Source organism: Streptococcus infantis (genome assembly GCF_047460405.1).
GTDB classification, from domain to species: Bacteria; Bacillota; Bacilli; order Lactobacillales; family Streptococcaceae; genus Streptococcus; species Streptococcus infantis_Q.
This window is the reverse complement of record NZ_JASHGH010000001.1, coordinates 45,300-72,040: the sequence shown is the minus strand read 5'-3', so window position 1 is coordinate 72,040 and position 26,741 is coordinate 45,300. Positions and strand designations below refer to the sequence as shown.

The window sequence follows — 26,741 nt, the reverse complement described above, 5'->3', positions numbered from 1 at the left end:
TTACGATTGTCATTATTTAAAAAAGAACGGTTTTCAATCCGAAAAATCTGTGGGATTGTTGGTTCAGTTTTACTCGGAAGCATCTTGGTTGCACCGTCAATCATTCATGCTTCTACATATCATTATGTTGAAAAAAGCGCTCTTACAAAGGAAGAACAAAGCAAGATTCAAGCAGGAATTCCTACTGATAATGAGGTAACTTATGCTCTTATTTATCAGCAGGAAGCTCTTCCTGCGACAGGTTCATCGACTTCTGTGCTTACAGCTTTAGGTCTATTAGCTGTTGGTAGTTTAGTCCTTTTGGTTCATAAAAAGAAAAAAGTTTCTAGTTTGTTCTTAGTTACTACTATCGGACTGATTAGTCTTTCTAGTATGCAAGCTCTCGATATAAGCAATCCTTTGAAAGCTCCAAGTAATGAAGGAGTGGTTCAAATTGCTGGATATCGTTATATTGGATACTTACCCCTTAATGATGATGCAATTTCAGAAATTCAACATAAGAATGAGGGGACAAAAAATGTTCCAGTATCTGAAATTCAAAGTATCCCTAATGAAGCGCCTAAAGCAGAAAAACCAGAACATACAGCACCAGTTGGTGGTAATCTGGTTGAGCCCGAAGTTCATGAGAAACCAGAATATACTGCACCGGTAGGAACAGTTCCTGATATGGCTCCTAAAGCTGAGAAGCGAGCATACACTGAGCCTGTAGGTATGGCTCCAGACGAAGCACCTAAATCAGAGAAACCAGAGTACACTGCACCAGTAGGCACAGTCCCAGACGATGCTCCTAAGTATGAGAAGCCTGACTATACGCAACCAATAGGTACAAACCTTGTAGAACCGGAAGTTCAACCAGCGTTGCCGGAAGCTATTGTGACTGACAAAGGCGAACCGGAAGTTCAACCAGCGTTACCCGAAGCTGTTGTAACTGATAAAGGTGAACCGGAAGTTCAACCAGCCTTACCCGAAGCTGTTGTAACTGATAAAGGTGAACCAGAAGTTCAACCAACCTTACCCAAAGCTGTTGTGAATGACAAAGGCGAACCGGAAGTTCAACCAGCCTTACCCGAAGCTGTTGTAACTGATAAAGGTGAACCAGAAGTTCAACCAACCTTACCCGAAGCTGTTGTGAGTGACAAAGGCGAACCGGAAGTTCAACCAGCGTTACCCGAAGCTGTTGTAACTGATAAAGGTGAACCGGAAGTTCAACCAGCGTTGCCGGAAGCTATTGTGACTGACAAAGGCGAGCCGGAAGTTCAACCAGCCTTACCCGAAGCTGTTGTAACTGATAAAGGTGAACCGGAAGTTCAACCAGCGTTACCCGAAGCTGTTGTGACTGACAAAGGTGAGCCGGAAGTTCATGAAAAACCAGCATACACTGAACCGGTAGGCACAGTTCCAGAAGAAGCACCTAAGTCTGAGAAGCCAGAGTACACTGCTTCTGTAGGTACAGTCCCAGACGAAGCGCCTAAGGCTGAGAAACCAGAATATACGGGTTCTGTAGGTACAACAGGAGTAGATGAAACAGGAAACTTAATTGATCCGCCGGTTATTGAAATCTCAGAGTATACTGATCCACTAGCTACAGTTCCTGACGTTGCTCCAGAGAGAGAAGAGCTTCCTGCTTTACATACTGATATTCGTACAGAGACTATTCCTAAAACTATCACAGAAGAATCTGATCCTACCAAATTTATAGGTGATGATTCTGTTAAACAAGTTGGTGAGGACGGCGAACGTCAAATTGTTACTAGCTATGAAGAGTTACATGGCAAAAAAATCAGTGAACCAGTTGAAACCGTAACTGTGTTAAAAGAAATGAAGCCTGAAATTCTTGTAAAAGGTACAAAAGAAAAGCCAAAAGAAAAAACAGCTCCTGTTTTGACTCTGACCACTGTATCTAAGGATGTTTTAGCTAAGTCTGCTACAATTAACTACAATCTAGAAAATCAAGACAATGCTACAATTACACGCATTGTAGCGACTATCAAAGAAGGTGGAAAAATTGTAAAAACGCTTGATTTAAAAATCGATAACTTATCTCAAGTATTAGAGAACTTAGACTATTACAAAGATTATACGATTTCAACCACTATGACTTATGATGTAGGTAAGGGTGCAGAAGTATCGACTTTGGAAGATAAACCTTTACGCTTAGATTTAAAGAAAGTTGAGTTGAAAGATATTGCAAATACCAGTCTCGTACAAGTAAACGAAAGCGGTGTCGAAAGCGATAGTAATCATTTAACATCTCTTCCAAGTAATGTTAACAACTATTACTTAAAAGTAACCTCCAGAGAAAACAAAGTGACTCGTTTAGCAATTGATAAGATTGAAGAGGTCATTGAGGAAGGTAAGCAGCTTTACAAGATAACGGCAAAAGCACCTGACTTAGTTCAACGTGATAAAGACGGTAAGTTAAGAGATACTTACACTTATTATCTTGAAAAACCGAGGGCTACCGAGGATAAGGTTTATTACAACTTCCATGATTTAGCAAAAGATATGCAAGCAAATCCTACCGGTGAGTTTAAACTTGGTGCAGATTTGAATGCAGTTAACGTTAAGCCAGCAGGTAAAGCTTATGTTATGGCTAAGTTTAGAGGTACTTTATCAAGTGTAGAGAATCATCAGTACACGATTCATAACTTAGAAAGACCTTTGTTTAATGAGGCTGAAGGTGCTACACTCAAAAACTTTAACTTAGGTAATGTAAATATAAACATGCCTTGGGCTGATAAAGTTGCACCTATTGGTAATATGTTTAAGAAGTCTACACTTGAGAATATCAAAGTAGTAGGTTCAGTAACAGGAAATAACGATGTAACCGGTGCTGTTAATAAGTTAGACGAAGCTAATATGCGCAATGTAGCTTTTATTGGCAAGATTAACAGTCTTGGAGATAAAGGCTGGTGGTCTGGTGGACTTGTCAGCGAAAGTTGGCGAAGTAACACGGATAGTGTTTATTTTGACGGTGATATTGTAGGTAACAATTCTAAGTTTGGTGGTTTAGTAGCTAAAGTCAATCACGGAAGTAATCAGTGGGATGTTAAACAAAAAGGTCGTTTGACAAATTCTGTTGTTAAAGGTACTATGACTCTGAAAAATCATGGTCAAAGTGGTGGTTTAGTTCACGAAAACTATGACTGGGGTTGGGTTGAGAATAATATTAGTATGATGAAAGTCAATAACGGTGAAATTATGTATGGTTCAGCTTCTATTGACGGTGACCCATACTTTGGTTTTGACTACTTCAAAAATAATTATTATGTAAAAGATGTTGCTACTGGAGAAAGTACCTACAAGCGTTCGAAACAGATTCAGTCTATCTCTCAAGCAGAAGCAGACGCCAAAATCGCTAATATGGGGATTACTGCGAATACTTTCGCTATTCAAGATCCAGTTGTAAACAAGTTAAATCGTATTGTTGATAGAGATTCTGAATATAAAGCGATTCAGGACTACCAAGAAACAAGAAACCTAGCTTATCGAAACTTGGAAAAACTGCAACCATTTTATAACAAAGAGTGGATTGTAAACCAAGGGAATAAGTTAACAGATGAGTCCAATCTTGTTAAGAAAACGGTTCTGTCTGTAACAGGTATGAAAGCAGGGCAATTTGTCACTGATTTATCGGATATTGATAAGATTATGGTTCACTATGCTGATGGTACAAAAGAAGAGTTAACTGTGACCGCTAAAACGAATTCTAAAGTAGCTCAAGTAAAAGAGTATGATGTAGCAGGTCAAAACATTGTCTATACTCCAAATATGGTTATGAAGAATCGTAGCCAGTTAGCAAGCAATATCAAAGAGAAGTTAGCTAGTGTTACCCTACTTTCAGATGAAGTTCGTAGCTTTATGGATAAGCGTGAGAAACCTTGGCAAAATACCCCTGAGAAGAAAACTGAGTACATTAAGGGCTTGTATTTAGAAGAAAGCTTCGAAGAAGTCAAAGGAAACTTAGAAAAACTTGTTAGTCAGATTTTAGAAAATGAAGATCATCAGTTAAACGGTGGGGAAGTAGTCGAGCGTGCTTTACTTAAGAAAGTTGAAGATAACAAAGCTAAAATCATGATGGGGCTGGCCTACTTAAATCAATATTATGGTTTTAAATACGATGAGTTATCAATTAAAGATATTATGATGTTTAAACCTGATTTTTATGGTAAGAATGTTAATGTTTTAGATTTCTTAATCAAAATTGGTTCAAGTGAAAGAAATGTTAAAGGAGATAGAACTTTAGAAGCTTATCGTGAAACTATAGGTGGAACAATTGGAATAAATGAATTAAATGGATTCTTACATTACAATATGAAGCTATTCACTAACCATACAGATATAAATGACTGGTTTAAGAAAGCTATTGAAAAGAACGCGTATGTAGTTGAACAACCATCAACGAACCCTGCATTTGCTAACAAAAAATATCGTCTATACGAAGGAATTAATAATGGGCAGCATGGGCGCATGATTTTACCTCTTCTTAATTTGAAAAATGCACATCTATTTATGATTTCAACGTATAATTCAATTTCATTCGGTGCATTTGAAAAATACAACAAAAATACTGAAGAAGAACGTGAAGCCTTTAAAAAAGAGATTAATCTACGTGCCAAAGAGCAAGTTAATTACTTAGATTTTTGGTCACGTCTTGCTACTGATAATGTACGCGATAAACTTCTTAAGAGTCAAAATGTAGTTCCAACTCCTGTATGGGATAATCATAATGCTCCAGGTGGCTGGCCTGACAGATTCGGACATAGAAATGGAAAATCAGACTATACTCCAGTCAGGGAATTCTTTGGTCGTATTGGGAAGTATCATGAGTATAAGTATGGCTATGGAGCCTATGCTTACATCTTTGCTGATCCACAACCTATGGATGCTGTATATTTTGTTATGTCGGATTTAATAAGTGAATACGGCACATCTGCCTTTACACATGAAACTACCCACGTAAATGACCGCATGGCATATTTGGGTGGTCATAGACATCGACAAGGTACAGACCTTGAAGCATTTGCTCAGGGTATGTTACAAACTCCAGCACAACACGGACATCAAGGTGAATACGGTGCACTTGGATTAAATATGGCATTTGAACGTCAAAATGATGGTAACCAATGGTACAACTATAATCCTAACAAGCTGGATTCGCGTGAAACTATAGATAAATACATGAAGAACTACAATGAAGCTATGATGATGCTTGATTATGCTGAAGCTGAAGCTGTTCTTCCTAAGGTTAAAGGTGACAATAGTAAGTGGTTCAAGAAAATTGACCGTGAAATACGTCGACCAATGGATAGAAATAAACTAAGTGGTCCTCACCAATGGGACAAAGTGCGTGACTTGACAGACGCTGAGAAAATAACCAATCTTGAAACCATTGATGATTTGGTAAATAACAATTTTATGACTATTCACGGAAATCCAGGCAATAAAGTCTTCCACCCAGAAGATTTTGGTACGGCTTATGTCAATGTCAATATGATGGCTGGTATTTACGGTGGTAATACAAGCCAAGGAGCACCAGGTTCATTATCATTCAAACATAATGCCTTCCGTATGTGGGGGTACTATGGATATGAACATGGATTCATTGACTATGTTTCAAGCAAACATCAAGGTGCTGCTGATAAAGAAAATAAAGGTCTTTTAGGCGATGATTTCATTATCAAGAAAGTATCTGGAGACAAATTCAAGACACTTGAAGAGTGGAAGAGACATTGGTATCATGATGTGAAAGTCAGAGCTGAAAAAGGATTCACAGAGATTACAATTGATGGACAAACCATCCACAATTATAATGAACTCAAAGCCTTGTTCGACAAAGCGGTCACAGAAGACCTCAAGAAGGCTGGAAACTACTCAAATACTGAAAATTTGAAATCTAAAGTCTTTAAATCCCTTCTAAAAAACACAGATGGTTTCTTAAATCCATTGTTTAAAATATAAAAGGGACAAGTTTTTTGGCTCTTTGTCAACTGTAGTGGGTTGAAGAAAAGCTAATCTCGAGAAAGGACAAATTTCGTCCTTTCTTTTTTGATGTTCAGAGCGATAAAAATGCGTTTTTTGAAGTTTTCAAAGTTCTGAAAACCAAAGGCATTGCGTTTAATAAGTTTGATTAGATTATTAGTGGCTTCCAGTTTGGCGTTAGAATAGGGTAGTTGAAGAGCGTTGACAATTTTCTCTTTGTCCTTTAGAAAGGTTTTAAAGACAGTCTGAAAAAGAGGATGAACCAGCTTTAGATTGTCCTCAATGAGTCCAAAGAATTTCTTCGGCTCCTTATTCTGAAAGTGGAAAAGCCAGAGTTGATAGAGATGATAGTGGTGTTTCAAGTCTTCGGAATAGCTCAAAAGCTTGTTTAGGATTTCCTTATTGGTTAAATGCATACGAAAAGTAGGGCGATAAAAACGTTTATCACTCAGTTTACGACTATCCTGATTGATTCATAATTTGGACACGCACACGACTCATAGCACGGCTTAGATGTTGTACAATGTGAAAGCAATCCAGAACGATTTTAGCGTTTGGGAGTGAAACAGTCTCGTAGACTGTTTCAGCCTGAGCCTAGAAATTCGAAAGCGAAGTTGTCTAGTCAAGTCATAATAAGGGATAAACATATCCATAGTAATGATTTTGACAGAACTTTCATATTTAAGAAAATGATTTCGGATGATAGATTGTGTTCTACATTCCAGAACTGTGATGATATTGAGATTGTCAAAATCTTGAGAAATGAAACTCATCTTCATCTCTCGATTGAAACAGTCACTCCCCTGACTGTTTCAACGTCCCAAGACATAATCTCAGGAAGGCGATCATGCTTAAAACGGAAGTCATTGAGCTTGCGAATGACAGTTGAAGTTGAAATGGAAAGCTGATGGGCAATGTCAGTCATAGAAGCCTATTCAATCAACTTTTGAGCAATTTTTTGGTTGATAATACGAGGGATTTGGTGATTTTTCTTGACGAGAGAAATCTAAGCGACCATCATTGTGTGTATCCATATTGATGATATCTACAATCTTGATATTTGGGTCTTTGATATCGAGTAATTTTGTGATAAAATGTAGTTGTTCCATATGATTCTTTCTAATAAGTTGTTTTGTCGCTTTTCATTATAGATCTTATGGGACTTTTTTTCTACAACAAAATAGGCTCCATAACATCCATAGGGGATTTACCCACTACAAATATTATAGAGCCTTTTTTTGTTTTGATACCCACGCTGATACGCATTTTGGTACCCAGAATGCTTTTTATGTAAAATTTTTGTACAATATCATCGGTTTAATTTCTTATTTTATAAAAGTTGAATACTATTGCATATACCTATTAAGTCTGTCTTTTTTACCCAATCGCAAACAAAAAATGTACAGTAAAAATTTTTTTGCAAGCCTTAAAAATATAGGTGAGGAAGATTTTTACTAGCTTTGATAAGTATGATAATTCTAACTGATATAAACAAAGTTATCGTCTTTAATATCAAGATAGTTCTAGGCTTAATTATTTTATAGGATTGGCTATTAGTAAGAAATATGGTATAATATAGGGTGAGACCTTCTTAATAAATAGTGAAAGAGTATAAAATGAAAAAAATTGTCATTAACGGTGGGAGACCATTGAAAGGTGAAATTACGATTAGTGGCGCTAAAAATAGTGTCGTTGCCTTGATTCCTGCCATTATTTTATCAGATGATGTTGTGATTTTGGATTGTGTTCCAGACATCTCTGATGTAGCTAGTCTTATTGAGATTATGGAGATCATGGGAGCTAGTGTCAAGCGTTATGACGATGTTCTTGAGATTGATCCTCGTGGTGTTCAAAATAAACCAATGCCTTATGGTAAAATTAATAGCTTGCGTGCGTCTTATTATTTCTACGGTAGTCTTTTAGGACGTTTTGGTGAAGCAACTGTAGGTTTGCCTGGAGGGTGTGACCTAGGACCACGTCCGATTGATTTGCATTTAAAAGCATTTGAAGCTATGGGAGCTAAGACAACCTACGAGGGAGATAATATGAATCTCTCAACCCAGGGATCAAGCCTACATGGTGCGCATATCTATATGGATACTGTTAGTGTTGGTGCAACAATCAATACGATGCTAGCAGCAGTAAAAGCTAAAGGTCGAACAGTTATTGAAAATGCTGCTCGCGAACCTGAAATCATTGATGTGGCTACATTATTAAACAATATGGGAGCTCACATTCGTGGAGCAGGTACGGATATGATTACAATCGATGGTGTGGATAGCTTGCACGGAACACGTCACCAAGTCATTCCTGACCGTATCGAAGCAGGTACTTATATTTCAATGGCAGCTGCAGTAGGTCATGGGATTCGAATTAATAATGTACTTTATGAGCATTTAGAAGGATTTATTGCTAAACTTGAAGAAATGGGTGTTCACATGACTGTTTCTGAAGACAGTATTTTCGTCGAAGAGCAAACAAATCTAAAGGCTGTTAATATCAAGACAGCTCCTTATCCAGGTTTCGCAACAGATCTTCAACAGCCTATTACTCCTTTGCTATTAAAAGCAGAAGGTCGTGGCACATTGATTGATACAATCTATGAAAAACGTGTCAACCATGTTTTTGAATTAGCCAAAATGAATGCAGATATTTCAACAACAAACGACCACATCCTTTATAAGGGTGGAAATCCTTTGCAGGGTGCAAAAGTTAAGGCGACAGACCTACGTGCTGGAGCTGCCTTAGTTATTGCTGGCTTGATGGCTGAAGGAAAAACAGAGATTACAAATGTTGAATTCATCCTTCGAGGCTACTCGAATATTATCGAAAAATTGCGTAATCTTGGAGCAGATATTGAGCTAATCGAAGATTAGCACTTTGAGGATTGCAATGAATATCTGGACTAAATTAGCAAAATTTTCTTTCTATGAGACGGAACGTTTATATTTCCGTCCCTTCTTTTTTACAGATGTAGATGATTTTCATCAACTTGCATCAGATCCTGAAAATCTTCAATTTATCTTTCCTGCACAAGCAAGTATTGAAGAAAGTCAGTATGCTCTTGCCAATTATTTTATGAAATCACCTTTGGGGATTTGGGCAATTTGTGATAAAAAAGAGCAACGAATGATTGGAGCTATCAAGTTTGAAAAACTTGATGAAATTAAGAAAGAAGCAGAAATTGGCTATTTTTTAAAGAAAGACTATTGGTCTCAGGGTTATATGACTGAAGCAGTTACCAAATTACGAGATTTATCCATGAACGAGTTTGCATTGAAGCAACTTTCGATTGTGACACATCTAGAAAATGTTGCTAGTCAGAAAGTAGCAGAAAAATCAAATTTTGTTCTTTATCGTCGTTTTAAAGGTAGCGATCGTTATACCCGAAAGATGCGGGATTATCTAGAATTCCGTTATACAAAAGGAAATCTAAATGAGTAAACACCAAGAAATATTAGCCTACTTGGAAGAATTACCAGTTGGGAAGCGTGTCAGTGTTCGTAGTATTTCAAATCGGCTGGGAGTAAGTGATGGTACGGCATATCGGGCTATCAAAGAAGCTGAAAATAGGGGACTTGTTGAAACACGTCCTCGAAGTGGAACAGTACGTGTAAAGTCAAAAAAAGTAGCTATTGAGAAATTAACGTTCGCAGAAATTGCAGAAGTTACAGGCTCGGAAGTTTTAGCTGGTCAAGCTGGATTGGATAGAGAATTTAGTAAATTCTCCATTGGAGCGATGACTGAAAAGAATATTCTTTCTTATCTTCATGATGGCGGCTTACTTATCGTAGGAGATCGAACACGTATTCAGTTATTAGCACTTGAAAATGAAAATGCTGTCTTGGTAACAGGTGGATTTGAAGTTCATGAAGATGTTTTGAACCATGCTAATAAAAAAAATATTCCAGTATTGCGCAGTAAACATGATACATTTACAATTGCGACTATGATCAACAGAGCTTTGTCTAACGTTCAGATTAAGACAGATATTTTAACGGTTGAAAAAATCTATCGTACCAGTCATGAATATGGATTTCTACAGGAAACGGATACTGTCAAAGATTATCTAGACTTGGTTCGTAAGAATAGAACGAGCCGTTTCCCTGTTATTAATCAGCATCAGGTGGTTGTTGGTGTAGTTACTATGCGTGATGCTGGGGATAAATCACCTGGTACAACGATAGATAAGGTCATGACAAGGACAGTCTACATGACTGGTTTAGCCACGAATATCGCTAACGTTAGCCAGAGAATGATTGCTGAAGACTTTGAAATGGTACCTGTTGTGAGAAGTAATCAAACTTTACTTGGTGTTATTACTAGACGGGATGTCATGGAAAAGATGAGCCGCTCTCAAGTTTCAGCATTACCAACATTTTCAGAACAGGTTGGTCAGAAGTTATCTTACCATCATGATGAAGTTGTCATTACGGTTGAACCATTCATGTTGGAAAAAAATGGAGTCCTTGCAAATGGAGTTCTTTCAGAAATTTTGACCCATATGACGCAGGATCTGGTCGTGAATAGCGGACGTAACCTCATCATTGAACAGATGTTGATTTACTTTTTACAGGCTGTTCAGATCGATGATATCTTGCGAATTCAGGCTAGAATTATTCATCATACGAGAAGGTCAGCCATTATTGACTATGACATTTATATCAATCATCAAATCGTATCAAAAGCAAATGTTACTGTAAAAATTAATTAAAACTAGGAGAAAACATGATTACATTAAAATCAGCTAGAGAAATCGAAGCAATGGATAAGGCTGGCGATTTTCTGGCCAGTATTCACATCGGTTTGCGTGACATCATCAAACCAGGTGTAGATATGTGGGAAGTAGAAGAATATGTGCGTCGTCGTTGTAAAGAAGAAAATTTCCTCCCTCTTCAAATTGGTGTTGATGGGGCAATGATGGATTATCCATACGCAACTTGTTGTTCGCTTAATGACGAAGTAGCCCATGCTTTTCCACGCCACTATATTTTGAAGGAAGGCGATTTGCTGAAGGTAGATATGGTTCTTGGCGGGCCAATCGCTAAGTCTGACCTCAATGTTTCTAAACTAAATTTTAACAACGTTGAGCAGATGAAAAAATATACTCAAAACTTTACGGGCGGCTTGGCAGATTCTTGTTGGGCTTACGCTGTTGGAAAACCGTCAGAAGAAGTAAAAAACTTAATGGACGTGACCAAGGAAGCTATGTACATTGGTATTGAAAAAGCCGTTGTAGGAAACCGTATTGGAGATATTGGAGCTGCTATTCAGGAATATGCTGAAAGCCGTGGTTACGGAGTTGTTCGTGATCTTGTAGGACACGGTGTTGGTCCAACTATGCATGAAGAACCAATGGTGCCTAACTATGGTATCGCAGGTCGTGGTCTCCGCCTTCGTGAAGGTATGGTCTTAACCATTGAGCCTATGATCAATACAGGTGATTGGGAAATCGATACAGATATGAAAACAGGCTGGGCACATAAAACTATCGACGGTGGTCTATCATGTCAGTACGAGCATCAGTTTGTTATTACAAAAGATGGGCCTGTAATCTTGACAAGTCAAGGTGAAGAGGGAACTTATTAATCAAAAAAGGAGCTGAGCTCCTTTTTTGATTCTTTCAAGTTGAAAATAAATTTGCGTAGCAGATATCTTACAAACGTTTTCTTTTATAGTAAAATAAAAGATGACTATATGAAAGAAGGTTCTTAATTGGAAAGTATTTTATTTTTTATTTCTGTCTTTATAGCTGGGGTCTTGTCATTCTTTTCTCCCTGTATCTTTCCCTTGTTACCAGTCTACGCAGGTGTTCTGCTAGATGATCAAGAGGAATCAAAGACATTTCATTTTTGGGGTAAAGATGTTGCCTGGTCAGGATTGATTCGTACCCTCTGTTTTATTGCTGGTATCTCTCTCATTTTCTTTATTCTTGGATTTGGAGCAGGATTCCTTGGGAATTTACTTTATGCTGACTGGTTCCGTTATGTCATGGGAATCATGATTATCATACTGGGATTGCATCAGATGGAAATTCTTCATCTACAAAAATTAGAGGTACAAAAAACAGTAACATTTAAGCAAAAACAGTCTAGTAAATATCTCTCAGCCTTTTTACTGGGGATCAGCTTCAGCTTTGGCTGGACTCCATGTATAGGCCCAGTTTTAAGTTCTGTTTTAGCACTGGCTGCTTCAGGAGGAAATGGAGCTCTTCAGGGGGCCTTATTGACCCTCATTTACACTCTTGGAATGGCACTTCCATTTTTATTTCTGGCCTTGGCATCAGGTCTTGTCATGCCTTATTTTAGTAGAATCAAATCCCACATACTTTTATTGAAGAAGATTGGTGGTTTATTGATCATTCTCATGGGAATTTTATTAATGTTGGGACAGTTAAATGTCTTATCTGGAATATTAGGATAAAAGGAGTTATCTATGAAAAAAATTATCTATTTTGGACTTAGTTTCTTGTCTCTCTTTCTTCTGATTGCTTGTGGCAAGGAAGAGAAAAAATCAAGTCCACAAAATCAATCAAATCAGACACAACAAGCTCCTGTGAAGCAAGTAGCTATTGGAGCAGAAGCACCTGATTTCACCCTTCAATCGATGGATGGAAAAGAAGTCAAATTATCTGATTTTAAAGGTAAGAAAGTTTATCTTAAATTTTGGGCATCTTGGTGTGGACCATGTAAGAAAAGTATGCCAGAATTGATGGAGCTTGCTGCTAAAGAAGATCGCGATTTCGAAATTTTATCTGTCATTGCGCCAGGGCTTCAAGGTGAAAAAACTGTAGATCAATTTCCAAAGTGGTTTGAAGAACAAGGTTATAAAGACATCCCTGTTTTATATGATACAAAAGGAGCTGTTTTTCAAGATTATCAAATTCGAAGCATCCCTACAGAGTATCTAATTGATTCACAGGGTAAAATTGCTAAGATTCAATTAGGTGCGATTAGTAACGCAGATGCAGAAGCAGCTTTTGCTCAAATGAAATAATGTAATGAAATATAAAAATGTCTAGACAAACCGTCTAGACATTTTTTCTAACTTAAATTAGTTTTTTGAAGCTGCTTGGAATTCAGGGTTTTTCCAAGCTTCATCAATAATAGCTTGCAATTCTTTTGCTGAAGCTTGCATTTTTTGAGTTTCAGCATCGTTCAATGGGATGTTAACTGGACGAACAATACCGTGTGCACCAACGATAGCTGGTTGACCGATAAAGACGTTTTCAACTCCGTATTGACCTTCTTGGAATACTGAAAGTGGAAGAACAGCATTTTCATCATCAAGGATAGCTTTTGTAATACGAGCAAGGGCTACTGCGATACCATAGTATGTTGCACCTTTTTTGTTGATGATTGAGTAAGCAGCATCACGAACTGAGATGAAGAGTTCTACAAGGTCAGCTTCATCCAAGTCACGGTTAGCTTGCAACCATTGTTCCAATTTTACACCGGCAACGTTAGCGTGTGACCAAACAGCAAACTCAGAGTCACCGTGTTCACCCATGATGTAGGCGTGAACTGAACGAGCATCAACGCCGATTTTTTCAGCAAGTGCTTGACGGAAACGAGCTGAGTCAAGTGAAGTACCTGAACCGATAACACGTTCTTTAGGGAAACCTGAGAATTTCCAAGTTGAGTAAGTCAAAACGTCAACTGGGTTAGCTGCAACAAGGAAGATACCGTCGAAACCAGAAGCAACAACTTGTTCAACGATTGATTTGTTGATAGCAAGGTTTTTACCAACAAGGTCAAGACGAGTTTCACCTGGTTTTTGTGGAGCACCAGCAGTGATAACTACAAGGTCAGCGTCCGCACAGTCTTCATACTTAGCTGCATAAATTTTCTTAGGTGAAGTAAAAGCAAGCGCGTGGCTAAGGTCTTCAGCATCACCAACAGCTTTTTCAAACAATTGAGGAATTTCAATGATACCAAGTTCTTGTGCAATTCCTTGGTTAACAAGAGCAAAAGCGTATGATGATCCTACGGCACCGTCACCGACAAGGATAACTTTTTTGTGTTGTTTAGTTAATGTCATTTGTCTAAACATCTCCTTCATTTTTTAAGGGCTTCCCCCGTTTAGTTTCATTCTATCACTTTTAAATAGCTTTGTCACGGATATAACATCCACTTGGCCATGTAAACGTTTTAGTCGGATTGGAAGACTGAAATCTAGGTCAAACTATGGTATAATATATCTAGTTACTAATAGTGAAATGAGGCATTTGTTAATGCAAGATAAAAATTTAGTGAATGTCAATCTGACAAAGGAGATGAAGACCAGCTTTATCGACTACGCCATGAGTGTTATCGTATCGCGGGCCCTTCCTGATGTTCGAGATGGGTTGAAACCAGTTCATCGTCGTATTCTATACGGTATGAACGAATTGGGTGTGACACCAGATAAACCTCATAAGAAATCTGCCCGTATTACAGGGGATGTCATGGGTAAATACCACCCGCACGGTGACTCATCTATCTACGAAGCTATGGTTCGTATGGCGCAATGGTGGAGTTACCGTTACATGCTTGTAGATGGGCATGGGAACTTTGGTTCCATGGATGGTGATGGTGCCGCAGCTCAGCGTTATACCGAAGCACGTATGAGTAAGATTGCTCTTGAAATGCTTCGTGACATCAATAAAAATACCGTTGATTTTGTTGATAACTATGATGCCAATGAACGTGAACCTGTTGTTTTACCAGCTCGTTTTCCAAATCTTTTGGTCAATGGAGCTACAGGTATCGCTGTTGGTATGGCGACTAATATTCCGCCACATAACTTGGGTGAAACCATTGATGCTGTTAAGTTAGTGATGGATAATCCAGAAGTCACAACCAAGGAATTAATGGAAGTTCTTCCTGGTCCAGATTTCCCAACTGGTGCCCTTGTTATGGGGAAATCAGGTATTCATAAGGCCTACGAAACTGGTAAAGGATCGATTGTGCTTCGTTCTCGTACTGAAATCGAAGAAACTAAGACTGGTCGCGAACGTATCGTTGTAACAGAATTTCCATACATGGTCAACAAGACTAAAGTCCATGAACATATTGTGCGTTTAGTTCAAGAAAAACGTATCGAAGGAATTACAGCTGTTCGTGATGAATCAAACCGTGAGGGAGTTCGCTTTGTTATCGAAGTGAAGCGTGATGCGTCAGCCAATGTTATCTTGAACAACTTGTTCAAGATGACTCAAATGCAAACTAGCTTTGGATTTAACATGCTGGCTATCCAGAATGGTGTACCAAAGATTCTTTCTCTTCGTCAAATCTTGGATGCCTATATTGAGCACCAAAAAGAAGTGGTGACTCGTCGTACTCAATTTGACAAAGAGAAAGCTGAAGCGCGTGCACACATCTTAGAAGGTTTGTTGATTGCTCTGGACCACATCGACGAAGTCATTCGTATCATCCGTGCCAGTGAAACGGATGCAGAAGCCCAAGCTGAATTGATGAGCAAGTTCAAGTTATCTGAACGTCAAAGTCAGGCAATTCTTGATATGCGTCTCCGTCGATTGACAGGTTTGGAACGTGACAAGATTCAGTCAGAATATGATGAGCTTATTGCCTTGATTGCTGACTTGGCAGACATTCTTGCAAAACCAGAACGCGTAGCGCAAATTATCAAGGAAGAATTGGATGAGGTCAAACGTAAGTTTGGCGATCCACGTCGTACTGAGTTGATGGTTGGTGAAGTCTTGACTCTTGAAGATGAAGACTTGATTGAAGAGTCTGATGTCCTTATCACTCTATCAAATAAAGGTTATATCAAACGTTTGGACCAAGACGAATTTACAGCTCAAAAACGTGGTGGACGTGGCGTTCAAGGAACTGGAGTTAAGGACGATGACTTTGTGCGTGAATTGGTTTCAACCAGCACTCACGATCATTTGCTATTCTTCACCAATAAAGGACGTGTTTATCGTCTTAAGGGATATGAAATTCCAGAATACGGTCGTACAGCCAAAGGGTTGCCAGTTGTCAATCTTTTGAAACTGGATGAAGGTGAAAGCATTCAAACCATTATCAATGTTGAATCAGAACGTAGTGATGATGCTTATCTCTTCTTTACAACTCGCGCAGGTATTGTCAAAAGAACCAGTGTCAAAGAATTTGCCAACATTCGTCAAAATGGTCTCAAAGCCTTAAATCTGAAAGATGAGGATGAGTTGATTAATGTCTTACTAACTGAAAAAGACACAGATATCATCATCGGAACCAGATTAGGCTATGCAGTTCGTTTCAGTCAGTCTTCAGTTCGTAGCATGAGTCGTATTGCCACTGGTGTTAAAGGGGTAAACCTTCGTGAAGGTGATGCTGTAGTTGGAGCAAGGGTGATTACTGACCAAGATGAAGTCCTTATCATTACTGAGAAAGGATACGGTAAGCGCACAGTTGCGACTGAATATCCAACAAAAGGGCGTGCCGGTAAGGGAATGAAAACAGCCAATGTTACTGAAAAAAATGGTCCTCTGGCTGGTCTCTTAACAGTAAAAGGGGATGAAGATCTGATGATTATCACTGACACAGGTGTTATGATTCGAACCAATGTTGCCAATATTTCACAAACGGGACGTTCAACTATGGGAGTAAAAGTGATGCGTCTAGATCAAGATGCTAAGATTGTGACTTTTACAAGTGTTGCAGCAGCAGAAAAAGAAGAAGTTGGGGCAGAACAGGAAACAGAAAGTGAAGCATAATGTCTAAAAAAATCAATAAAAAGAAAAATAAACGAAAAAATCTGTTGATCAATATATTGGCAGGATTTCTGATACTGCTATCAATCGCTTTGATTTTTAACGCTAAAATCCGTGATATTTTTATGGTTTGGAATACTAATAAGTACCAAGTAAGTCAGGTATCAAAAGAAAAATTAGAAGAAAATCAGGATACAGAAGGAAATTTTGATTTCGATTCAGTAAAGGCAATCTCATCTGAAGCGGTTTTATCCTCCCAGTGGGATGCCCAACAACTTCCTGTTATTGGAGGAATTGCCATTCCTGAAGTAGAGATTAATTTACCTATCTTTAAAGGCTTGGATAATGTGAACTTGTTCTATGGGGCAGGAACCATGAAACCAAATCAAAAAATGGGGGAAGGAAATTATTCTCTCGCTAGTCACCATATTTTTACAGCTGAAAATGCCAGTCAGATGCTCTTTTCACCTTTGGTCAATGCCAAAGAAGGGATGAAAATTTATTTGACTGATAAGGAAAAGGTTTATACCTATGTCATTCGTGAAGTCAAACACGTTACACCTGACCGCGTTGATGAAATAGAAGACCGTGAGGGAATCAAAGAAATTACCTTGGTAACCTGTGTAGACTACAATGCTACAGAACGGATTATCGTGAAGGGTGATTTCAAAGAAGTGAAACCTTATGCAGAAACTCCATCAGATGTCTTAGAAGCCTTTAATAAGCCTTATAAGCAAAGATATTAAGAGATAAGATTATTAAAAAAGGTTTGCTAGTATTAGCGAACCTTTTTCTTGTCAATTTCAGAAAATAGATAGGAAAAAGACTTTTCAATTTTGGTAAAAAGTAGTATAATGTTTCTATTATAGAAATTTTTAGAAAATTCCGAAAGAGGTTTGTTATGGGATACACAGTTGCTGTTGTCGGCGCTACAGGTGCCGTTGGTGCTCAAATGATCAAAATGTTGGAAGAATCAACTCTTCCGATCGATAAGATTCGTTACCTTGCGTCTGCACGTTCTGCAGGTAAGGTCTTGCAATTCAAAGGTCAAGATGTGACCATCGAAGAAACAACAGAAGACGCTTTTGAAGGGGTTGATATTGCTCTTTTCTCAGCTGGTGGATCAACTTCTGCAAAATACGCACCTTATGCTGTTAAGGCAGGCGCAGTCGTCGTAGATAACACTTCTTATTTCCGTCAAAATCCAGATGTACCATTGGTTGTTCCTGAAGTGAATGCCCACGCCCTTGATGCTCACAACGGAATTATCTCTTGTCCTAACTGTTCAACAATTCAAATGATGGTGGCTCTTGAGCCCGTTCGTCAAAAATGGGGATTGGACCGTATTATCGTTTCAACTTACCAAGCTGTTTCAGGTGCTGGTATGGGAGCAATTCTTGAAACTCAACGTGAGCTTCGTGAAGTCTTGAATGATGGCGTGAATCCACGTGATTTGCATGCGGAAATCTTGCCTTCAGGTGGCGATAAGAAACACTATCCAATTGCCTTCAACGCTCTTCCGCAAATTGACGTTTTCACTAATAATGATTACACTTACGAAGAGATGAAGATGACCAATGAAACCAAGAAAATCATGGAAGACGATAGCATTGCCGTATCAGCAACATGTGTACGTATTCCAGTTTTGTCAGCTCACTCTGAGTCAGTCTATATTGAAACAAAAGAAGTAGCACCAATTGAAGAAGTGAAAGCTGCTATTGCTGCATTCCCAGGTGCAGTTCTTGAAGATGATGTTGCTCACCAAATCTATCCTCAAGCAGTTAATGCTGTTGGTTCACGTGATACTTTCGTTGGACGTATCCGTAAAGATTTGGATGCAGAAAAAGGTATCCACATGTGGGTAGTATCTGATAACCTTCTTAAAGGTGCCGCTTGGAACTCAGTACAAATTGCAGAAACACTTCACGAACGTGGATTGGTTCGTCCAACAGCTGAATTAAAATTTGAATTGAAATAATGTGTAGGAGTTCTTTTGAACTCCTTCTTTAAAATAGAGAGGTGTTTTGTATGTCTTATCAAGATTTAAAAGATTGTAAAATTATCACGGCCTTTATTACTCCTTTTCATGAAGATGGCTCTATCAATTTCGATGCCATTCCAAAGTTGATTGAACATTTATTAGCACATCATACAGATGGAATTCTCCTAGCAGGAACAACTGCTGAGAGTCCGACTCTAACTCACGATGAGGAGTTGCAGTTGTTTGCGGCTGTTCAAAAGGTTGTCAACGGACGAGTTCCTTTAATCGCTGGTGTTGGTACCAATGATACACGTGACTCTATTGAGTTTGTCAAAGAGGTAGCAGAGTTTGGCGGTTTTGCGGCTGGTCTTGCGATTGTTCCTTACTATAATAAACCATCCCAAGAAGGTATGTATCAGCACTTTAAAGCCATTGCAGATGCCTCTGATTTGCCAATTATCATCTATAACATTCCAGGTCGTGTAGTTGTCGAAATGACTCCTGATACCTTACTTCGTTTGGCGGAACATCCAAACATTATCGGTGTCAAAGAATGTACCAGTCTTGCCAATATGGCTTACTTGATTGAGCATAAACCAGATGAATTCTTGGTGTACACTGGTGAGGATGGTGATGCTTTTCATGCTATGAACCTTGGTGCAGACGGAGTTATCTCTGTTGCTTCCCATACAAATGGAGATGAGATGCATGAAATGTTTACTGCAATCGAAGAAAGTGATATGAAGAAAGCGGCAGCTATTCAACGTAAATTTATTCCTAAAGTCAATGCTCTCTTCTCTTACCCAAGTCCGGCACCTGTTAAGGCGGTACTCAACTATATGGGATTTGAAGCTGGGCCAACTCGTCTACCTTTGGTTCCTACGCCTGAAGAGGATGCTAAACGCATTATCAAGGTTGTTATTGATGGGGACTACGAAGCAACCAAGGCAACTGTCACTGGAGTCCTTCGTCCTGATTACTAAGATAACTAATATAAAAAAACTTTCTAAACAAGTAAAATTGTTGGGAAGTTTTTTTCTTTTTCTACGAATAAATAGATAAAGAGAAAAACAAGGAGTCTATCATGAAAATTAAGATTGATAATTTTGAGATTTATAAGTTGAAACAAGCAGGTTTAAGTAATCAACAGGTTTTAAAGGTACTTCAATATGGAGAAATCTATGATCAAGAATTAACCCTAGAAACGATAGCAGAAGCATCTGAGTGTAGAAATCCAGTGGTTTTTATGGAACGTTACCATAAACTCACCTTTGAAAGTATGGAGCGACTACGAAGTGATTTTGAAAAATTTCCCTCTTTTTCCATCCTAGACGATGTCTATCCCTTTGCTCTCAGTGAAATCTATGATGCTCCAGTGTTGTTATTCTATAAGGGCGATTTAAATCTCTTAAAGTTGCCTAAGATTGCGGTTGTAGGCAGTCGCTCTTGTAGTCAAACAGGGACAAAATCAGTTCGTAAGGTTATTGAAGAATTAGAGAATGAGTTGGTGATTGTGAGTGGGCTTGCTAGAGGGATTGATACTGCAGCGCATATGTCTATACTTCAAGGTGGTGGAAAAACCATTGCAGTCATTGGGACTGGCTTAGATGTCTATTATCCGCGTTCTAATAAACGACTGCAGGACTACATCGGTGAATATCATTTGCTCCTGAGTGAGTATGGACCTGGTGAAGAACCCTTGAAATATCATTTTCCAGCGCGAAATAGGATTATTGCTGGTCTATGTATGGGTGTCATTGTTGCTGAGGCAAAGATGAGATCTGGTAGTTTGATTACCTGTGAGCGAGCTATGGAAGAAGGAAGAGATGTCTTTGCTATTCCAGGTAACATTTTAGATGGTCGTTCAGATGGTTGTCATCACTTGGTTCAGGAAGGTGCAAAACTTGTTTCAAGTGGTCAGGATGTGCTAGCAGAATTTGAATTTTAAGAACTAGCAAGGTTTTATCGGTTAAACTTTTCTTCTATATATAGGAGTTAAGTCTTGACAGGTTTTTAAAAATGGTTTACACTTTATAAAGTTTATTACTTTGAAAAGGTGTGATACTGTGGCTACGGCAACAAAGAAGAAAAAATCAACAGTTAAAAAAAATTTAGTAATCGTGGAATCGCCTGCAAAGGCTAAAACGATTGAAAAATACCTGGGTAGAAATTATAAGGTTTTAGCCAGTGTTGGTCATATTCGTGATTTGAAAAAATCCAGTATGTCAGTCGATGTAGAAAATAATTATGAACCCCAATATATCAATATTCGTGGGAAAGGTCCTCTGATCAATGACTTGAAAAAAGAAGCTAAGAAAGCCAATAAAGTCTTTCTCGCGAGTGACCCGGACCGTGAAGGAGAAGCAATTTCTTGGCATTTAGCTCATATTCTCAATCTAGATGAAAATGATGCTAATCGTGTTGTTTTCAACGAGATTACAAAAGATGCGGTTAAAAATGCTTTTAAAGAACCTCGTAAGATTGACATGGATTTGGTGGATGCCCAACAAGCCCGTCGTGTCTTGGACCGCTTGGTAGGTTATTCTATTTCACCAATTTTATGGAAAAAGGTCAAGAAGGGCTTGTCAGCTGGCCGTGTTCAGTCTGTTGCTCTCAAGTTAATCATTGACCGTGAAAATGAGATTAATGCATTTCAACCAGAAGAATATTGGACTATTGATGGAGTCTTCAAAAAGGGGACTAAGCAATTCCAAGCATCCTTCTATGGAATGAATGGCAAGAAGATGAAATTGACAAGCAATGAAGAGGTCAAAGAAATCTTGTCTCATCTATCCAGCAAAGACTTTACAGTTGATCAGGTAGATAAAAAAGAACGCAAGCGTAACGCTCCACTCCCTTATACTACCTCAACTATGCAGATGGATGCAGCTAATAAAATCAATTTCCGTACTCGAAAGACCATGATGGTTGCCCAGCAACTCTATGAAGGGATTAATATTGGTACGGGCGTCCAAGGTTTGATTACCTATATGCGTACAGACTCGACTCGTATCAGTCCAGTTGCTCAAAATGAAGCTGCAAACTACATTAATGAACGTTTTGGCAGTAACTATTCTAAACATGGCAGCAAGGTAAAGAATGCGACTGGTGCACAGGATGCCCATGAGGCTATCCGCCCATCAAGTGTCTTTAACACGCCAGAAAAAATTGCTAAGTATTTGGATAAAGACCAACTTAAGCTTTATACCCTTATCTGGAATCGCTTTGTAGCGAGTCAGATGACGGGTGCTATCTTTGATACCATGGCTGTGAAGCTCTCTCAAAATGGAGTTCAGTTTGCAGCGAATGGTAGTCAGGTCAAATTTGACGGTTACTTGGCCATTTACAATGATTCAGATAAGAATAAGATGTTGCCGGATATGGTAGTTGGTGATGTCGTCAAGCAGGTCAATAGTAAGCCTGAGCAACACTTCACTCAACCGCCAGCACGTTATTCGGAAGCGACACTGATTAAAACTTTGGAAGAAAACGGAGTCGGTCGCCCATCAACTTATGCACCTACAATTGAAACCATTCAAAAGCGCTATTATGTGCGTTTGGCAGCCAAGCGTTTTGAACCGACAGAATTGGGAGAAATTGTTAACAAGCTCATCGTTGAATATTTCCCTGATATCGTCAATGTAACCTTTACAGCTGAAATGGAAGGTAAACTGGATGATGTCGAAGTTGGAAAAGAGCAGTGGCAACGAGTCATTGATGAATTTTATAAACCCTTCTCTAAAGAGGTTGCCAAAGCCGAAGAGGAAATGGAAAAAATCCAAATCAAGGATGAGCCAGCAGGATTTGATTGTGAAGAGTGTGGCAGTCCGATGGTCATTAAACTTGGTCGTTTTGGTAAGTTCTATGCTTGTAGCAATTTCCCAGATTGCCGTCATACACAGGCTATCGTGAAAGAGATTGGAGTCGAATGTCCAAGCTGTCATCAAGGACAAATTATTGAACGAAAAACCAAGCGTAATCGTATCTTCTATGGTTGCAATCGCTATCCAGAGTGTGAATTCACTTCTTGGGACAAGCCTGTTGGCCGAGATTGTCCAAAATGTGGTAACTTCCTCATGGAGAAAAAAGTCCGTGGTGGCGGTAAGCAGATCGTTTGTAGCAATGGTGATTACGAAGAAGAAAAAATCAAATAAAATGAGTCCTGAAAGTAAATTTCAGGCTCTTTTTAGTAAAGGCTTGACAAAATTCATCATTGTATGTGAAACTAGAAGAAGATTATTTTATACTCAATGAAAATCAAAGAGCAAACTAGGAAGCTAGCCGCAGGCTGCTCAAAGCACTGCTTTGAGGTTGTAGATAGAACTGACGAAGTCAGTAACATATATACGGTAAGGCGACGCTGACGTGGTTTGAATTTAATTTTCGAAGAGTATTAACTAGGAGAAGTTATGCGTATTATTTATCTGATTATTGGATTTCTTTCATTAGCTCTGGCTATTGTTGGAGTTGTCTTGCCCTTGTTGCCTACGACTCCTTTTCTTTTGTTGTCTATTGCTTGTTTTTCCAAAAGTTCCAAGCGTTTTGAAGATTGGCTTTATCATACCAAACTTTATCAGACTTACGTAGCGGACTTTCGTGAGACCAAGTCTATTGCGCGTGAGCGTAAGAAAAAGATTATTGTATCAATTTATATCTTGATGGGAATTTCCATTTATTTTGCGCCTCTTTTACCAGTCAAAATCGGTTTGGGATGTTTAACCATCTTTATTACCTACTATCTTTTTAAGGTTATTCCTGATAAAGACTAGCTTTAATAAGTAAGGATTTCTCTTGATAAAAATAAAACATATTCAAAATAATATGATATAATAAATTTAAACTAATCTTCAAGGAGAATCAAATGATTTACGAATTTTGTGCTGAAAATGTAACCTTGCTTGAAAAAGCTATGCAGGCAGGAGCTCGCCGCATCGAGCTCTGTGATAATCTAGCAGTTGGTGGAACAACTCCAAGCTACGGAGTGACAAAGGCAGCTGTGGAACTGGCGGCCGACTACGATACGACCATTATGACTATGATTCGCCCGCGTGGTGGTGACTTTGTCTACAATGATTTAGAAGTTGCTATCATGCTCGAGGATATTCGTCTAACTGCTCAAGCAGGTAGCCAAGGGGTTGTCTTTGGTGCCTTAACAGCTGATAAGAAGTTGGACAAGGCCAAGCTTGAAAAATTGATTGCTGCATCTAAAGGTATGGAAATTGTTTTCCATATGGCATTTGATGAATTGAGCGAACAAGATCAGTTAGAAGCTATTGACTGGCTCAGCCAAGCTGGAGTGACACGCATTCTGACTCGTGCTGGCCTATCTGGCGATTCTCTAGAGAAACGTTTTGCGCACTATCACAGAATCCTAGAACACGCTGCAGGAAAAATTGAAATTTTACCTGGTGGAGGGATTGACATGGACAACCGTCAGATCTTCATTGACCAACTGGGTGTGACACAATTACATGGAACTAAGGTTGTCTTTTAAAAAATAGAAAGGAACTGCTAGCTTATGGTAGCAGTTTTCGCTTATGTTTGAAATTTTTAAAGCCTATCAGTTTAATAGTAAAAAGGCTAAAGAGTATGGATTTGAAGAAAATCAAGGCGTATGGAACCATAGTTCAACTATCTTGCACGGAGATTTTCTCATGATGGTTACAGTTGAGGATGGAGACTTAAGTTTTCAAGTTTATGACCAAGAAACTGGTGATCTCTATCCTCAAGTTCATATGACCAGTATGAGAGGGGCATTTGTAGGAAGTGTCCGTGAAGCCTGCTTAGAAGTTCTTTATGAAATCCGAAAGTCTTGTTTTGAGGTACAGGATTTTATCTATCCTCAGACCAAGAGAATCATGACTCGTGTTCAAGAAAAGTATGAAAATCAATTAGAATACTTATGGGAGAAATCTCCTGATACTGCGATTCTACGCCATGAGAATAATCAGAAGTGGTATGTTGTTTTGATGAGAATCTCTTGGGATAAGCTTGAAAAGGGCAGAGAAGGGCTAGTGGAAGCAGTCAACCTCAAACACGACCAAGTAGCTGACTTGCTTTCAAAAAACGGAATTTATCCAGCCTTTCATATGAATAAACGCTACTGGATTAGTGTGCCACTGGATGATAGTTTATCAGATGAAGAGTTGCTAGAATTGATCGAAAAAAGCTGGAACTTGACCTTGAAAAAGTAATTAGATTTACTTGATTTTTCAAATACTTTCAATTAGCAAAATATTCTTTACTGAAGAAATTTTCAGAAAATATTGGATTTTTTCTTGACATGTGTTTTTTCCTATGCTAAAATACTAAACAAGATATCAAACGAAGGAGAAAGTCAAACATGAAAACAGCTAAGTTTAATCAATTTGCTTTGTTGTTGAGGTACTCGGGCTAGTGCAGAAGCATTAGTCCTGTTTGGCTTACCAAGCGGGAGTAAATCAACATCTCGCTTGGAACTCCGAGCGAGATGTTTTTTTAAAACCAAATTTAGAAAAGGGGAAATCTTATGAGAACAGTTGAATTTCTAGATACTAGCCTTCGAGATGGTGAGCAGACACCAGGTGTCAATTTTTCAATAAAGGAAAAGGTTGCTATAGCAAAACAGCTTGAGAAATGGGGTATTTCAGCAATTGAAGCTGGTTTTCCAGCAGCTAGTCCAGACTCATTTACGGCAGTGCAGGAGATTGCTAAGGTCTTGAAGAAAACAGCGGTGACTGGTTTAGCTCGTTCTGTTAAATCAGACATTGACGCTTGTTATGAAGCACTAAAAGATGCAAAGTATCCTCAGATTCACGTCTTTATCGCTACCAGTCCGATTCACCGTAAGTATAAGCTTAATAAGAGTAAGGAAGAGATTTTGGAAGCGATCAGTGAACATGTTTCCTATGCACGGAGTAAGTTTGAAGTAGTAGAATTCTCTCCAGAAGATGCGACTAGAACTGAGCTGGACTTTCTTCTACAAGTCGTTCAAACTGCGGTTGATGCGGGTGCGACTTATATCAATATTCCTGATACAGTAGGTTTTACAACTCCAGAGGAATATGGAAGTATCTTTAAATATCTGATTGACAATGTACAAACCAATCGTCAGATTATCTATTCACCTCACTGCCATGATGACCTTGGAATGGCGGTAGCAAATAGCCTCGCTGCTGTTAAGAATGGCGCAGGACGAGTTGAAGGAACTATTAACGGTATTGGAGAACGAGCTGGGAATGCTGCTTTAGAAGAAATAGCAGTGGCCCTCAATATTCGCCAAGAATATTACCAAGCAGAGACAAGTATCGTCCTAAACGAAACGATTAATACGTCCGAAATGGTCTCTCGCTTCTCAGGAATTCCAGTTCCCAAAAATAAGGCAGTTGTCGGTGGAAATGCCTTCTCTCATGAATCAGGTATTCACCAAGACGGAGTCCTTAAAAACCCACTTACCTATGAAATCATCACCCCAGAGTTGGTGGGTGTTAAAAGTAATAGTCTTCCGCTTGGAAAATTATCTGGTCGCCATGCCTTTGTAGAAAAACTGAGAGAACTGGCCTTAGACTTCACAGAAGAGGATATCAAGCCACTCTTTGACAAATTCAAATCACTTGCAGATAAGAAGCAAGAAATCACAGACGCGGATATTCGTGCTCTGGTAGCTGGAACCATGATTGAAAATCCAGAAGGTTTCCACTTTGATGATTTACAACTTCAAACTCATGCGGAAAATGAAATTGAAGCGACTGTTAGCTTGGCTAATTTGGATGGTGAGAAAGTCGACTTTAATGCGACTGGACAAGGTTCTGTTGAGGCTATCTTTAACGCTGTTGACAAATTTTTTAATCAATCTGTTCGCCTGGTATCCTATACCATTGATGCTGTGACGGATGGAATCGATGCTCAGGCTAGAGTTTTAGTTACTGTTGAAAATAGAGAAACAGAAACAATATTTAACGCAGCCGGAATTGATTTCGATGTGTTGAAGGCTTCAGCTATTGCCTACATTAATGCTAATACTTTTGTTCAAAAAGAGAATACAGGAGAGATAGGTCCAAATGTTTCCTATCGCGACATGCTTAGTCTTTAAAGGAGAAT

Annotated in this window: 18 protein-coding genes and 1 pseudogene; 17 read left to right on the top strand and 2 right to left on the bottom strand. The window is 38.8% G+C overall.

The window, feature by feature from the left end; genetic code table 11:
* Positions 1-6 precede the first annotated feature (6 nt).
* A complete protein-coding gene (locus QM928_RS00305; RefSeq protein WP_414294192.1) occupies positions 7-5,961 on the top strand; it encodes an SIALI-17 repeat-containing surface protein in 5,955 nt (1,984 codons plus the stop codon).
* Between the two features lie 50 nt (positions 5,962-6,011).
* On the opposite strand, the pseudogene QM928_RS00300 reads toward QM928_RS00305, so the two are convergent.
* Positions 6,012-7,091, bottom strand: a pseudogene (locus tag QM928_RS00300) (transposase).
* Between the two features lie 507 nt (positions 7,092-7,598).
* On the opposite strand from QM928_RS00300, the gene QM928_RS00295 reads away from it, so the two are divergent.
* From QM928_RS00295 to sdbB, 6 genes are all read left to right on the top strand, one after another.
* Positions 7,599-8,858 carry a UDP-N-acetylglucosamine 1-carboxyvinyltransferase gene (locus tag QM928_RS00295; protein ID WP_045763439.1) on the top strand — a complete coding sequence of 420 codons (1,260 nt, stop codon included), beginning with the start codon at positions 7,599-7,601 and terminating at the stop codon, positions 8,856-8,858.
* A gap of 16 nt (positions 8,859-8,874) precedes the next feature.
* On the top strand, positions 8,875-9,426 hold the full coding sequence (locus QM928_RS00290) for a GNAT family N-acetyltransferase (RefSeq protein ID WP_414260339.1): 552 nt from the start codon (positions 8,875-8,877) through the stop codon (positions 9,424-9,426).
* Positions 9,419-10,696, top strand: coding sequence for a CBS-HotDog domain-containing transcription factor SpxR (spxR, locus tag QM928_RS00285; RefSeq protein WP_000033785.1), 1,278 nt, complete (start codon positions 9,419-9,421; stop codon positions 10,694-10,696). The genes QM928_RS00290 and spxR overlap by 8 nt, the downstream gene beginning before the upstream one ends.
* Before the next feature lie 14 nt (positions 10,697-10,710).
* Complete coding sequence (locus QM928_RS00280) at positions 10,711-11,571, top strand: methionyl aminopeptidase (RefSeq protein ID WP_049525847.1); 861 nt, start codon at positions 10,711-10,713, stop codon at positions 11,569-11,571.
* A gap of 126 nt (positions 11,572-11,697) precedes the next feature.
* Positions 11,698-12,405, top strand: a complete 708-nt coding sequence (ccdA2, locus tag QM928_RS00275) for a thiol-disulfide oxidoreductase-associated membrane protein CcdA2 (RefSeq protein ID WP_371607860.1) — start codon at positions 11,698-11,700, stop codon at positions 12,403-12,405.
* Between the two features lie 12 nt (positions 12,406-12,417).
* On the top strand, positions 12,418-12,978 hold the full coding sequence (gene sdbB, locus QM928_RS00270) for a thiol-disulfide oxidoreductase-associated lipoprotein SdbB (protein ID WP_371607859.1): 561 nt from the start codon (positions 12,418-12,420) through the stop codon (positions 12,976-12,978).
* A 57-nt stretch (positions 12,979-13,035) separates the two neighbouring features.
* Here sdbB and QM928_RS00265 read toward each other — a convergent pair whose 3' ends face one another.
* Positions 13,036-14,022, bottom strand: coding sequence for an L-lactate dehydrogenase (locus QM928_RS00265; RefSeq protein WP_000176425.1), 987 nt, complete (start codon positions 14,020-14,022; stop codon positions 13,036-13,038).
* Positions 14,023-14,215: 193 nt separating this feature from the next.
* On the opposite strand from QM928_RS00265, the gene gyrA reads away from it, so the two are divergent.
* From gyrA to QM928_RS00215, 10 genes are all read left to right on the top strand, one after another.
* Positions 14,216-16,684 (top strand): DNA gyrase subunit A, encoded by a 2,469-nt coding sequence (gene gyrA / locus QM928_RS00260; protein ID WP_075232434.1) that lies wholly within the window; start codon positions 14,216-14,218, stop codon positions 16,682-16,684.
* The gene (locus QM928_RS00255; protein WP_075232433.1) at positions 16,684-17,427 is read left to right on the top strand and encodes a class A sortase; all 744 of its coding nucleotides are present in this window, start codon (positions 16,684-16,686) and stop codon (positions 17,425-17,427) included. The genes gyrA and QM928_RS00255 overlap by 1 nt, the downstream gene beginning before the upstream one ends.
* Positions 17,428-17,582: 155 nt before the next feature.
* The gene (locus tag QM928_RS00250; protein WP_414294191.1) at positions 17,583-18,659 is read left to right on the top strand and encodes an aspartate-semialdehyde dehydrogenase; all 1,077 of its coding nucleotides are present in this window, start codon (positions 17,583-17,585) and stop codon (positions 18,657-18,659) included.
* A 50-nt stretch (positions 18,660-18,709) separates the two neighbouring features.
* The gene (gene dapA, locus QM928_RS00245) at positions 18,710-19,645 is read left to right on the top strand and encodes a 4-hydroxy-tetrahydrodipicolinate synthase (RefSeq protein WP_153225726.1); all 936 of its coding nucleotides are present in this window, start codon (positions 18,710-18,712) and stop codon (positions 19,643-19,645) included.
* A 107-nt stretch (positions 19,646-19,752) separates the two neighbouring features.
* Positions 19,753-20,610 (top strand): DNA-processing protein DprA, encoded by an 858-nt coding sequence (dprA, locus tag QM928_RS00240; protein WP_348982762.1) that lies wholly within the window; start codon positions 19,753-19,755, stop codon positions 20,608-20,610.
* 118 nt (positions 20,611-20,728) lie between these two features.
* Entirely contained in the window at positions 20,729-22,816 is a 2,088-nt protein-coding gene (gene topA / locus QM928_RS00235; protein WP_371607857.1) for a type I DNA topoisomerase, read from the top strand.
* A 255-nt stretch (positions 22,817-23,071) separates the two neighbouring features.
* On the top strand, positions 23,072-23,431 hold the full coding sequence (locus QM928_RS00230; protein ID WP_075229033.1) for a YbaN family protein: 360 nt from the start codon (positions 23,072-23,074) through the stop codon (positions 23,429-23,431).
* 92 nt (positions 23,432-23,523) lie between these two features.
* Positions 23,524-24,156 carry a copper homeostasis protein CutC gene (locus QM928_RS00225; protein ID WP_371607856.1) on the top strand — a complete coding sequence of 211 codons (633 nt, stop codon included), beginning with the start codon at positions 23,524-23,526 and terminating at the stop codon, positions 24,154-24,156.
* A gap of 43 nt (positions 24,157-24,199) precedes the next feature.
* Positions 24,200-24,856, top strand: a complete 657-nt coding sequence (locus tag QM928_RS00220; protein WP_371607855.1) for an MmcQ/YjbR family DNA-binding protein — start codon at positions 24,200-24,202, stop codon at positions 24,854-24,856.
* Positions 24,857-25,170: 314 nt separating this feature from the next.
* Positions 25,171-26,733: a 2-isopropylmalate synthase gene (locus QM928_RS00215; RefSeq protein WP_371607854.1), complete on the top strand. Its 1,563-nt coding sequence runs from the start codon at positions 25,171-25,173 to the stop codon at positions 26,731-26,733.
* Positions 26,734-26,741: the final 8 nt, after the last annotated feature.

Bases quoted from the DNA above. Each gene is read 5' to 3' on its own strand.
- QM928_RS00295 (WP_045763439.1), top strand. From the start codon at position 7,599: ATGAAAAAAATTGTCATTAACGGTGGGAGACCATTGAAAGGTGAAATT.
- QM928_RS00290 (WP_414260339.1), top strand. From the start codon at position 8,875: ATGAATATCTGGACTAAATTAGCAAAATTTTCTTTCTATGAGACGGAA.
- spxR (WP_000033785.1), top strand. From the start codon at position 9,419: ATGAGTAAACACCAAGAAATATTAGCCTACTTGGAAGAATTACCAGTT.
- QM928_RS00280 (WP_049525847.1), top strand. From the start codon at position 10,711: ATGATTACATTAAAATCAGCTAGAGAAATCGAAGCAATGGATAAGGCT.
- sdbB (WP_371607859.1), top strand. From the start codon at position 12,418: ATGAAAAAAATTATCTATTTTGGACTTAGTTTCTTGTCTCTCTTTCTT.
- QM928_RS00265 (WP_000176425.1), bottom strand. From the start codon at position 14,022: ATGACATTAACTAAACAACACAAAAAAGTTATCCTTGTCGGTGACGGT.
- gyrA (WP_075232434.1), top strand. From the start codon at position 14,216: ATGCAAGATAAAAATTTAGTGAATGTCAATCTGACAAAGGAGATGAAG.
- QM928_RS00255 (WP_075232433.1), top strand. From the start codon at position 16,684: ATGTCTAAAAAAATCAATAAAAAGAAAAATAAACGAAAAAATCTGTTG.
- QM928_RS00250 (WP_414294191.1), top strand. From the start codon at position 17,583: ATGGGATACACAGTTGCTGTTGTCGGCGCTACAGGTGCCGTTGGTGCT.
- dapA (WP_153225726.1), top strand. From the start codon at position 18,710: ATGTCTTATCAAGATTTAAAAGATTGTAAAATTATCACGGCCTTTATT.
- QM928_RS00230 (WP_075229033.1), top strand. From the start codon at position 23,072: ATGCGTATTATTTATCTGATTATTGGATTTCTTTCATTAGCTCTGGCT.
- QM928_RS00225 (WP_371607856.1), top strand. From the start codon at position 23,524: ATGATTTACGAATTTTGTGCTGAAAATGTAACCTTGCTTGAAAAAGCT.
- QM928_RS00220 (WP_371607855.1), top strand. From the start codon at position 24,200: ATGTTTGAAATTTTTAAAGCCTATCAGTTTAATAGTAAAAAGGCTAAA.
- QM928_RS00215 (WP_371607854.1), top strand. From the start codon at position 25,171: ATGAGAACAGTTGAATTTCTAGATACTAGCCTTCGAGATGGTGAGCAG.